This window comes from Amycolatopsis sp. NPDC049253, from assembly GCF_040678995.1.
Classification (GTDB): Bacteria; Actinomycetota; Actinomycetes; order Mycobacteriales; family Pseudonocardiaceae; genus Amycolatopsis.
Genome location: NZ_JBFAQX010000063.1, coordinates 1 through 10,541, shown reverse-complemented (window position 1 = coordinate 10,541; position 10,541 = coordinate 1). Strand labels below are relative to the sequence as shown.

At 72.1% G+C, this 10,541-nt stretch carries 11 protein-coding genes; 6 read left to right on the top strand and 5 right to left on the bottom strand.

From position 1 onward, the window contains the following. Positions 1-936: flippase-like domain-containing protein (locus AB0K15_RS47725; RefSeq protein ID WP_364067830.1), on the top strand; the 936-nt coding region annotated here is incomplete at its 5' end. Here AB0K15_RS47725 and AB0K15_RS47720 read toward each other — a convergent pair. Together AB0K15_RS47720 and AB0K15_RS47715 are read right to left on the bottom strand one after the other, a co-directional pair. Beyond that, positions 886-1,392: a DUF5994 family protein gene (locus tag AB0K15_RS47720; RefSeq protein ID WP_364067828.1), complete on the bottom strand. Its 507-nt coding sequence runs from the start codon at positions 1,390-1,392 to the stop codon at positions 886-888. The genes AB0K15_RS47725 and AB0K15_RS47720 overlap by 51 nt on opposite strands. Positions 1,393-1,477: 85 nt before the next feature. Next, on the bottom strand, positions 1,478-1,942 hold the full coding sequence (locus AB0K15_RS47715) for a DUF5994 family protein (RefSeq protein ID WP_364067826.1): 465 nt from the start codon (positions 1,940-1,942) through the stop codon (positions 1,478-1,480). Between the two features lie 250 nt (positions 1,943-2,192). Between AB0K15_RS47715 and AB0K15_RS47710 the strand changes: the two genes are divergently transcribed. From AB0K15_RS47710 to AB0K15_RS47690, 5 genes are all read left to right on the top strand, one after another. Continuing rightward, on the top strand, positions 2,193-2,633 hold the full coding sequence (locus AB0K15_RS47710) for a DUF5994 family protein (protein ID WP_364067823.1): 441 nt from the start codon (positions 2,193-2,195) through the stop codon (positions 2,631-2,633). Between the two features lie 224 nt (positions 2,634-2,857). Continuing rightward, on the top strand, positions 2,858-3,712 hold the full coding sequence (locus AB0K15_RS47705) for an SDR family oxidoreductase (RefSeq protein ID WP_364067818.1): 855 nt from the start codon (positions 2,858-2,860) through the stop codon (positions 3,710-3,712). Between the two features lie 35 nt (positions 3,713-3,747). Next, positions 3,748-4,716 (top strand): acyl-CoA dehydrogenase, encoded by a 969-nt coding sequence (locus AB0K15_RS47700; RefSeq protein ID WP_364067815.1) that lies wholly within the window; start codon positions 3,748-3,750, stop codon positions 4,714-4,716. Next, a complete protein-coding gene (locus tag AB0K15_RS47695; RefSeq protein WP_364067813.1) occupies positions 4,713-5,990 on the top strand; it encodes a bifunctional PIG-L family deacetylase/class I SAM-dependent methyltransferase in 1,278 nt (425 codons plus the stop codon). Before AB0K15_RS47700 ends, AB0K15_RS47695 begins: the two co-directional genes overlap by 4 nt. Continuing rightward, positions 5,987-6,688 carry a glycosyltransferase family 2 protein gene (locus AB0K15_RS47690; RefSeq protein ID WP_364067811.1) on the top strand — a complete coding sequence of 234 codons (702 nt, stop codon included), beginning with the start codon at positions 5,987-5,989 and terminating at the stop codon, positions 6,686-6,688. The genes AB0K15_RS47695 and AB0K15_RS47690 overlap by 4 nt, the downstream gene beginning before the upstream one ends. Before the next feature lie 22 nt (positions 6,689-6,710). Here AB0K15_RS47690 and AB0K15_RS47685 read toward each other — a convergent pair whose 3' ends face one another. From AB0K15_RS47685 to AB0K15_RS47675, 3 genes are all read right to left on the bottom strand, one after another. Next, a complete protein-coding gene (locus AB0K15_RS47685; RefSeq protein ID WP_364067809.1) occupies positions 6,711-7,862 on the bottom strand; it encodes a N(5)-(carboxyethyl)ornithine synthase in 1,152 nt (383 codons plus the stop codon). A gap of 58 nt (positions 7,863-7,920) precedes the next feature. Beyond that, positions 7,921-9,042 carry an AI-2E family transporter gene (locus AB0K15_RS47680; protein ID WP_364067807.1) on the bottom strand — a complete coding sequence of 374 codons (1,122 nt, stop codon included), beginning with the start codon at positions 9,040-9,042 and terminating at the stop codon, positions 7,921-7,923. Positions 9,043-9,135: 93 nt separating this feature from the next. After that, on the bottom strand, positions 9,136-10,125 hold the full coding sequence (locus AB0K15_RS47675; RefSeq protein WP_364067805.1) for an acyl-CoA desaturase: 990 nt from the start codon (positions 10,123-10,125) through the stop codon (positions 9,136-9,138). Positions 10,126-10,541: the final 416 nt, after the last annotated feature.

Below are 10,541 nucleotides of genomic sequence, written 5' to 3'. Positions count from 1 at the left end.
CCCACCTTCCGTTCCCCGGTTCGCGCGAGGACGATCATCGGACTGCTGCTCTTCGGCGCGGCCGTGTATGTGCTGCTGCCCCAGCTGTCCGGCCTCCACGAGGTGGTGGGCTCGCTGCGGGACGCCCGCTGGGGATGGCTGATCGCGTCCGTGGTCACCGGTCTGCTGGCGATCGTGATGTCGTCCGTGTCGATCCTCGGTTCCAGCGTGACGCCCCTGCCGTTCTGGCGCACCACCGCGGTGCAGCTCGCGGCGGCGTTCACCGGGCGCACCACGCCCGGCGGCGTCGGGTTCTTCGGCATCAACATCGCGTTCATGGAACGCCTGGGCATCCGCCGCGCCCACGCCGTCGGTGTCACCCTGCTGAACCTCGCCGCCACGGGCGCCGTCTCGGCGCTCTGGTGCGTGATCGGCGTGTTCGCGCTCGGTGGTTCGGGAGTGCTTCGCGGGGTGTCCATCCCGCACGGGTGGCCGGTCCTGGCGGGTGCGGCCGGCGCGCTGGTCATCGCGGGTGTCGTGGTCGGCTCCCCGCTGGGCCGTCGCCGGCTGGTCCGGCCCTCGGTGGCGATGGCTCGCGATCTGCTGCCCGTCCTGCGCGATCCGATCCGCGCGCTCGAGTTGTTCGGCGGCGCGGGCGCCTATCTGCTGTTCTCCGGTCTCGGGCTCGCCACCAGCCTGGCCGCCTTCGGCGTTCGAGTTCCCGTGGCCGCGGTGCTCGTGGTGTTCGTGGTCGCCCAGTCCCTGGGGCACCTCGCGCCGATTCCCGGCGGTCTGGGCGCTGTGGAGAGCCTGATGGTCGCCGGGCTGAGCGCGGTGGGTGTCCCGCCGGCAACGTCGGTGGCGGCGGTCCTCACTTCGCGGCTGCTGACCTACTGGCTGCCCGTCCTACCGGGGATCGCGACCTTCCGATACCTCCAGCACCACGGCACCATCTGACCGCGAAGGCGCTGCGGTCGAGCCGCCTTCGGATTCCCAGCGGTGGACGTCGGTTTCGGCCGGCGGAGGGGCCAGGCCCGCGCCGTCGAGGATCGCCTCCGGGCGGGTTGCGTCGTTCCGGTCCGCGGCGGCCGACATCGCGCGCTCGACGATGGCCGGCGTCGTTGCCGCGGGGACGACGAGCAGGGTCAGGCGGCGCATCAGGCTGCCGGTTACGTGCACGATGTGCCGGTCCTGCGACCGGAACCCCTCCAGCCGGATGATCATGCCGCGGCTCACCATCCTGGTTGCGGTCACCGTCCACGCCGGCGAGGGGAACGCCACGCGCCACACCGGTCCGATCCGCTCGGCGAGCGCGGCCGCGAGTTCCGGGACCTCGGCTGCCAGATCCGTCGACCGCGGCCACCAGGCGCCGTCGACGAAGCCGGTGACGGAAAGCGTGGGCTTGAGCCGCACCCGGGGGTGGCTAGCCGGTGCGTCGGACACGGGACCTCCGATCGCGCTCAGGACGGCCCGGCGGATACCTCGGGGCCGGGTGGGGTCAGACCGGGCCGAGGACACCGGTGTCGCTCAGGATGAACTCGGCGGAGCCGGTGCTGTCCGGCGCGGACGTCGCGATCAATGCGCGTTCCGCGGCGGCCGGGTCTGCGTCCGGCGGGATCACCAGAAGAGTCAGGTGGTGGAGGTACGGTCCGACGACCACCACGGTGTGCTGCTGAAGCCCAAAGAATCCCGCCAGCCGCACCAGATCGGGGCCGTGGGCGAGCCGGGCGGGCGCGAGGTCCCACGCAGCCGGGTTGAAGCCGATGCGGTCCACTCGCCCCCGCCGGGCGGCGACCGCGGCGACGAGGGCGCTGAACTCCCTCACCGGATCCCGCGACCTTGGCCACCAGGCGCCGTCGAAACAGCCCTTGGCCGCGCCCGGTTCCTTCAGTCGCAGCCGATTCCCGGTCTCGAGCGAGCCGATCACCGTTCCCGCCGCACCACGGTCCGATTCGAACTTCATGGTCGCACTCCTGTCCGGCTCGCGTCGTGCGATGGCCGCTGCCGCGGATTCCGGGCGGTGCGCCGTCCTCGGCCGACAGAATCGAATCGGTGATTTCGCGAGCCAGTAAGTCCAGCGTACGCCGATTGCACCGGCGTCCGGGGTAGCGTGGTGACACCAGGGGCGAAGCAGCATCCGGCCGTTCGCCGGTGCCACCTCTGGCGCACGAACAGTCCCCGGCCCGTCGAGGGCCGGAGGTAGGAGCGCCGGAATGGCGACCGCGATTCAGCCGGAAAACGAACAACTCCACGAGGCCCGGCTGCGGGTGAAAAAGACCGGCTCCGAACGCGGCCACGTCGACGGCGGCTGGTGGCCGCGATCGACGGACCTGGAAGCGGAACTGCCCTCGCTGGTGGCCGCCCTCGAGCAGTGGGTGGGACCGGTCACGCGGGTGTCCTACCACCTGGACACCTGGGGCCCGGCGACCCGGAAGGTCTACGTCGGCGACCGGATCGTGCCGTTGGAGGGCTTCCGATTCACGAACCCGCACACGATCACGGCGATCGGCTCGAACGCACGCCAGGTCGTCCTGCTGGTGGTGCCGCCGGAGACTCCCCCGGAAGCGGCCGACGCCGCACTGCGCTCGGCCGCCGGTGAAGAGTCCTCCACCGCCACCGCGGAAATCCTGGCCGGCGAGGGAGTTCCCGCGTAGGTCCGCGAAGCTGCGCTGGTTCGGGGCACTCGGAAGCAGAAACCGGCCTGAGCTTGCCCAGCATCGGCGATCGGACTGCGCGGGAGCACCCCCGAAATCGCGCAGTCCTGTCCGCCGATTACCCCGCCCCCGGCCCGGCGAAACCCCTTGCGCCGGGCTTTGGGACGGCGTGCGCGGGGGTAACCGGTGAGCGCAAGGAACCCTGAGCGCCACAGGAGGAGCGCATGCCCGACGAACAGCGTCCGCCCCAGCAACAGGAGCCGCCCGGCGTCACCGAGGAGATGGAGCCGCGCCCGCGTGACACGATGGACGACTACGAGGGCCGCGGGCTGCTGGCGGGCCGGCGCGCACTGGTCACCGGCGGCGACTCGGGGATCGGCCGGGCCGTGGCGATCGCGTTCGCCAAGGAGGGCGCGGACGTCGCCATCGCCTACCTCGAAGAGGACGACGACGCGAAGTACACCGCCAGCCGCGTCGAAGCCGAAGGACGCAAGTGCGTGCTGCTGCCCGGCGATCTGGCCTCCGCGCGGCACTGTCGCGCCGTGGTGGCCCGCACCGTCGAGAAGCTCGGCGGTCTCGATCTGCTCGTGAACAACGCCGCCGTGCAGTGGCCCGTCGACGCGCCGGAGGACCTCACCGACGAGCAGTGGCTGCGCACGTTCGACGTCAACATGCACAGCTACTTCCGGGTGACCGCCGCCGCCCTGCCGCACCTGGGCGCGGGCTCGTCCATCATCAACACCGGTTCGGTCAACGGCCTGCGCGGCAACAAATCCCTCATCGACTACTCGGCCACCAAGGGCGCGATCCACGCGTGGACCTACTCGATGGCCCAGGCGCTGGCCGACCGCGGCGTGCGCGTGAACTGCGTCGCGCCGGGTCCGGTGTGGACACCGCTGATCCCGTCGACGTTCCCGCCGGAGAAGGTGCGGAAGTTCGGTTCGCAGGCGCCGTTCGGCCGCGCCGCGCACCCCGACGAACTCGCCCCGTCCTACGTGTTCCTCGCCGCCGACCGGCTTTCCTCGTACTACAGCGGCGAAGTCCTCGCCGCGCTGGGCGGCGAGACGACCCCCGGCTGAGCCGGACCCGACCGATCGGCAGACAGGACCTCGTGATGACTTCATTGCTGAGCGCCGAGCCGCCCGCGGAACCGCTCCCGGTACCCCGGACCGTCGAGGGGGTGGCCGCCGGACTGCGCGCGCTGCTGGCGAACGGCGCGCTGGAGTTGCCCCTGCCCGGCCACGGCGGCCTCGCGCGGCGCTGGACGGCTCTCGCCGCGTACGGGCGGCGCGACCTCGCCTTGGCGCGGTTGGCCGAAGGGCACACCGACGCCGTCGCGATCCTCGACGAGGCGGGACGCAAGCCGGAACCCGGTTCGCTGTACGGGGTCTGGGCCGCGAAGTCCGGAGGAACCGGGGCGGTGCTCGACGACGGCCGGCTCTCCGGGACGGTCCGGTTCTGTTCCGGGCTGACCACACTCGACCGGGCGCTCGTCGCCGCCGGGGACCGGCTCGTGGAGGTCGACCTCAGCGCGGCAGGCGTGCAGCGCCACCCGGAAGTGTGGCAGGCACTGGGAATGGACGCCTCCGACAGCGGCGATGTCGTCTTCGACTCCGTTCGGGTCGCGGCCGACTCGGTCATCGGTCCCCCGGGCTGGTACGTGGAGCGGCCCGGGTTCGTCTTCGGTGGCACAGGCGTCGCCGCCGTGTGGCTGGGCGGTGTCGCAGGGGTCCTCGACGTGGTCCGGGAAGTGCTGCGGGAGAAGGCCGACGAACACCAGCTGGCGCATTTCGGCGCGCTGCACACCGCGATCGCGGCCGCCGACGCCCTGCTCGCGGCGACCGCCGGTGTGCTCGAGGACGCGCCGGATCCCGCGGTGCTCAACGACACCTGCCGCGCGAGCGTGGAGCACGCCGCCCGCGAGGTGCTCGATCGCGCGCCCCGCATCACCGGCCCCGCGCCGCTGTGCCACGACCGCGGGTTCGCCCAGCGCCTGGCCGATTTGCAGGTCTTCGTCCGCCAGCACCACGGCGAGCGGGACCTCGCCGCGCTGGGCCGCCGCGTGCTGGAGGTGACGCCGTGAAGCCGTTCGTACCGGAGAGCGAGTGGACGCGGGAGTACGAGCCGTGGCCGGACGACGACTTCCGCCGCGTGCTCGTGGTCGCCGCCCACCCCGACGACGAAACGCTCGGCGCCGGTGGGCTGGTGCAGCACCTGCACACCGCCGGCGCGGCGGTGAGGCTCGTAGTCGCCACCGACGGCGAAGCCGCGTTCCCCACCGCCGACGCCGCCGAACGCCGCCGCCTGGCCGACACCCGGCGCGTGGAACTGGGGCGCGCGCTCACGGCACAGGGACTGTCCGAAGTGAAACCGATCTGGCTCGGCCTCCCGGACTCGGGTCTCGCCGGACACACCGCGGAGCTCACGGACGCGCTGCGCGAGCACGCCGCCGACAGTGATCTGTGCCTGATGCCGTGGCCGGACGACCCGCACCCGGACCACCGGGCGGCGGGGCGGGCGGCGGTGGCCGCCGCACCCGTGACCGCGCACTGCTGGGCCTACCCGATTTGGCTGTGGCACTGGGGCCGGCCGGACTCGCCGGACGTCCCGTGGCACCTCGCCCGCGCGTACTCGCTCAGCGCCGCCGAGCGGGCGGCCAAGGCCGCGGCCGTCCGCGAGTTCGCGTCACAGCTGAAACCCGGCCCCCGTGGCGAAGATCCCATCCTGCCGCCCGAGGTGCTCGCCCATTTCGACCGGCCGCACGAGACGCTCTTGCGCGTGCCACCGACCCGCTCGGCGCCCGTCGGCCGGTTCGCCGAGCTCTACGACCGGGCGGCCGACCCGTGGCAGGTCGCCACCAGCTGGTACGAACGCCGCAAACGCGGGCTGCTGCTCGCCGCGCTGCCCCGCGAGCACTACGGCACCGTCGTCGAACCGGCCTGCGGCACCGGCGCCCTGACGCGCGAACTCGCGGCCCGGTGCGACCGGCTGCTGGCCTCCGATCCGGTACCGGAAGCCGTGCGGCGCGCACGGGAGGCCACGGCCGGACTGTCCACAGCGGACGTCCACGAGGGAGCCGTGCCGGACGTGCTGCCCACGGGACCGGTCGACCTCGTCGTGTTCGGCGAGTTGCTGTACTACCTCGACGACGCCGACCTCACTGCCACGATCGACCGCACCGTGGCCTCGCTCGCGCCCCGCGGCGAGATCGCGGCTGTGCACTGGCGACGCTGGGCGCCGGAAGCGCCGCGCGACGGCCGGGAGGCCCACCGGCGGCTGGCGGCGCACCCGGGGCTCGAGACCGTGGTGGAGCACGTCGACGAAGAGTTCCTGCTGCACGTGCTGAGGCGCCGGTGATCGACGCCGTCGCCGTGGTCGTCCCCGCCCGGGACGAAGCCACGACCCTGCCGCGCTGCCTCGACGCCGTCCACCGGGCCCTGGCGCACCTGCCGGCCGGGACGGCCCGCACCGTGGTCGTCGTCGCCGACCGCTGCACCGACGCCACCGCGGCGCTCGCCCGCCGCCACGGCGCGCACGTCACCACGAACACGCGGCTCACCACCATCGGCGCCGTGCGCGACCTCGGCTGCCGAACGGCGCTGCGAGCACTGCCCGGGTACCCGGCTTCCGAAGTGCTGCTGCTCAACACCGATGCCGACACCGAGGTGACCCCGCCGTGGGCGGCCCGCCACCTCGACCGCGCCCGCCTCGGCTGGCACGCGTGCGCGGGCCCGGCGCACCTGTTCGCGCCGTTTCCCGGCAGCAGCGCGGCGGCGACTCGCTACCGCGACGTCGTGGCCGCCGGCGAACCCAACGTCTACGGCGCCAACCTGGCCGTGCGCGCCGACGCCTACCGCGGCGTCGGCGGCTTCGGCCCGATCGCCACCGGCGAGGACCACGCGTTGTGGCGCCGCCTCGGAGCGGCCGGCTACCGGCGGTGCCACGAACCGGCCGCGCGCGTGTTCACCAGCCCCCGGTTGCACGGCCGCGCGCCTGGCGGGCTGGCCGCATTGCTCCGCGAGCTCGCGCACGACACCGATCGTCAGGCGCCGTGAAGACCCGGCGCACCACCGGGGCTCAGCGCTGATCGTGCGGGTAGTCCGGTGACCGGTGCTGGAAGGACAGGATCGCGGGGTTCTCTACCGTGCCGTCGCGGATCTCGACGGCACGCCGGACCGTGGGGTGGTCGGCCCACGCGGTGGGGCCCGAAAGGACGGACCGCAGGTGCGGCAGTAGGGCTTCGCTGATCTCCCAGGTCGCCGAGTTCCACAGGTAGGACGGGCTGTGGTCGACGGCGTAGTAGGTGATGCCGTCACCGACCGGGAAGGTCGGCGCGGCGAACGTCGTGGGCCGTGCCCAGCTGAAGCCCATGCCTTCGTCGCACGAGACGTCGACGATGAGGCTGCCCGCGGTGAACGCGGCGAGATCGTCGTCGATGAGGAAGGTCAGCGGCGCGGCGGTGTCCTGCAGGACGCAGTTGACGACGATGTCGTGCTCGGCGAGGAATCCGGCGAGCGGTACCCGGCCCCTCGGCGTGAGCGCGTGGCTGCGCCGGAGATCTCCCGGGTTGGTCACGTCGTGGTCGATGTGCACCATCGTCGCGGAGTGGATCGGCGAGCCGACCGCGCTGAGGCCACGAGCGGTGAGGACGTCGACGTCGTGGATCCCGTGGGCGTTCAGCGCCGTCACCGAGCCGCGCGCCGTCGCGCCGAAACCGATCACGACGGCCCGCAGCCGCCGGCCGAAGTCGCCGGTCGACCCGATCAGCTGCAGGCCGTGCACCACCGAGCAGTACCCGGCCAGCTCGTTGTTCTTGTGGAACACGTGCAGGCCGAACGAGCCGTCGCGGCGCCAGTGGTTCATCGCCTCGAAAGCGATCACCGTCAGCCGCCGGTCGATGGCCAGCTGGGTCAGCTCGGCGTCCTGCACGCAGTGGGGCCAGCCCCACAGCACCTGGCCGTCCCGCAGTTCGGCGACGTCGCCGGCCAGCGGCTTGGCCAGCAGCACGACGTCGCACTCGGCGATGAGCTGCTCGCGCGAGCGCAGCCCCGCGACGCTGCCCGCCAGGCGCTCGTCGGGCACGCCGAAGGGTTCGCCGTAGCCGTGTTCGAGGTAGATGGTCTTCCGGAGATCGGCGTCGATCCGGTCGAGGTGGTGCGGGTGGATCGGCAGCCGCCGTTCGTTCTCTTTCCGTGAACGCGCGACGACGCCGAGACTGAGCTGGTGCACCTGGAGCCCCTTTGCTAGGACCCAGTCCTAACACACTCGGCGCACTCGCCGTAGTGCGTCAGGCTCGGTCGAGGCGCGGGTACAGGATTTCGCGGACGATGAGCAGGGCCGCGGCGGCGACGGGAATGGCGACGAGCGCACCGACTATGCCCAGCAGCGCGCCCCCGACGATCACGGCGACCACGGTCACGAGTGCGGGGACCTTCACCGCGCCACCGATGATGCGGGGCACCAGGAGATAGTCCTCGACGAGGCGGTAGCCGACGAAAAACCCGATCGTGGCCAGGCAGACCGGCAGGGACACCGTCAGCGCGACGAGGCTCACCAGCACGCCGCCGACGACCGAGCCGACCACCGGGATCAGGTCGAGGATGGCGACGGTGATCGCGAGCAGCGCCGCGTAGGGGACGCCGAAGATCAGCAGCCACGCCAGCGTCAGCACCCCGGCGATCACGGAGATGGCCAGGTTGCCGAGCACGTAGCCGCCGACCTTGGTGGAGATCTCGTCGCCGAGGAGGATGGCCCGCGGCCGGCGCGAGTGCGGGATCAGCCGGTAGCCGCCCGCGCGGATGCGGGGCAGGTCGGCGAGGAAGTACACCGTGAGCACGATCAGGATCAGCACGTTGGTCACCGCGCTGAACACGGCCTGGCCGGCGCCGAGCAGACCGGTGCCGAGGCCGGGGCCGCTGAGCAGCCCTTCGAGCTGCTGCTGCAGGTGGAAGCGGTCGTTGAGCTGCCCGAGGACGGTGTTGTGGTTCTGGGCGTGGTGCAACCAGCCGGGCGCCTTGGCGACGAGCTGCGTGCCCTGCTCGACGACCACCGGGATCGCCGCGGTGAGGAAGCCGCCCAGGGCCAGGAGCCCCACGACGAACACGGTCGTCACCGCGAGCCAGCGGGGCAACCGGCGCCGCGTCAGCCACGAGACCGCGGGTTCGAGGCCGATGGAGAGGAACAGCGCGAGCCCGATGAGCACCAGGATGTCCTGGAGCCCGACCACGACCCGCACCAGCCCGTAGATCACCGCCACGCCCGCCGCACCCGCCATGCCGAGCAGGAACGGCGACCGGCGGTTGAGCGGTTTTCCCTTGGTCCCCAACGGTTGTGCGGTGGTGCTGAGCTCGGCCGCGGCGGCTTCGGCGTCGGCGAACGAACCCTTTTCGGGCTCCTGGGATTCAGGCACGGCTGGGCCTCCGGAGGTGCGGGTGTTCGAAATCGTGGAGGCTGTGAGGTCAACCCGAGCTGATCGAACCAGGGTGGGGTCCGGCGCGCAGTGTCATCGGGGATCGGGCGCCCTGCGTTCGAGCCCCGGCGCGTAGCCGGGGTTGAGCTTGCGGTCCAGGCGTTCGGGCTTCGGCCAGCGGACGTCGGTGGCCCAGCCGGCCTTCTCGAACAGCCAGATGATCCGGGCCGAGATGTCGATCTGGCCGCGGCGGACACCGTGGCGGGCGCCGGTCGGGTCGGCGTGGTGGGAGTTGTGCCACGACTCGCCCATGGACGCGATGGCCAACGGCCAGAAGTTCGCCGACTTGTCGCGCGCGGCGTAGGGCCGGTCGCCGATCAGGTGGCACAGCGAGTTCACCGACCAGGTCACGTGGTGCAGCACCGCGACGCGTACGAGGCTCGCCCAGAAGAACGCCGTCAGCGCGCCCCACCAGGACATCGTGGCGAGACCGCCGATGAGGGCGGGCGCGAGGAGCGTGAGCACGGTCAGTGCCGGGAACCAACGGTCCACGCGGACGAGGTCGCGGTCGGCGAGCAGGTCGGGGGCGAACCGCCGGGCGTTGGTCCGCTGGCGGTCGAACAACCAGCCCATGTGCGCGTACCAGAATCCCTTGGCCAGCGCGGCCGGTGAGGTGCCGTAGCGCCACGGGGAGTGCGGATCGCCTTCGCGGTCGGCGTAGGCGTGGTGGCGGCGGTGGTCGGCGACCCAGCCGATCACCGGTCCCTGCATCGCCATGCTCCCGGCCACCGCGAGCGCGATCCGCAGGCCGCGGCCGGCCTTGAACGCCCCGTGCGTGAAGTACCGGTGGAACCCGATCGTCACGCCGAGACAGGTGAGCACGTAGAACCCGGCGGCCAGGCCGAGGTCGACCCAGCCCAGGCCCCACCCCCACGCGAAGGGCACCGCCGCGGCCAGCGCCAGCAGCGGCACGACGGCGAACAGCTTCACCAGGGAGTTCTCGGTCCGGGTCTTTTCGCCCGACAGCATCGGCTCTGCCGGTTTTCGCGTGTCGGGGCCGGGCCGGGTGAGAGTTTGTGTCATGCGATCGCTCGTTTCTCGGAGACGGAAATGGTCGCCGAGGTTCCGGGGCGATTACCAGCGGGATATCCCGGGTGGAGCGGCGCGAAACCGTCGGGTGGGTCACACGTGCGTCACAGGCCGGGCAATCCGGCGGCTTGTCCACATCGGATCGGCCGGGAGGAAGCGGTACCGGAGCTGTCGGCCACGATCTCCGACGAGGAACACCCCGCCGGACCGTCTGTCCGCCCGACTGTCCACTATGAACGGATCACTATCGGGGAATCCGTTCGTATCGCAGGGTGTACGCGCTGGGCCGAGGCCCGCTCTCGGACAACGCCGCGGCCTAGGTGTACTGACCATGGTGGTTGGGTACGGGGCGACACGTGATCGGATGATCTTGGAGTGAGGGAGGGCCTCCGGGTTCGGTGTGGATTGCG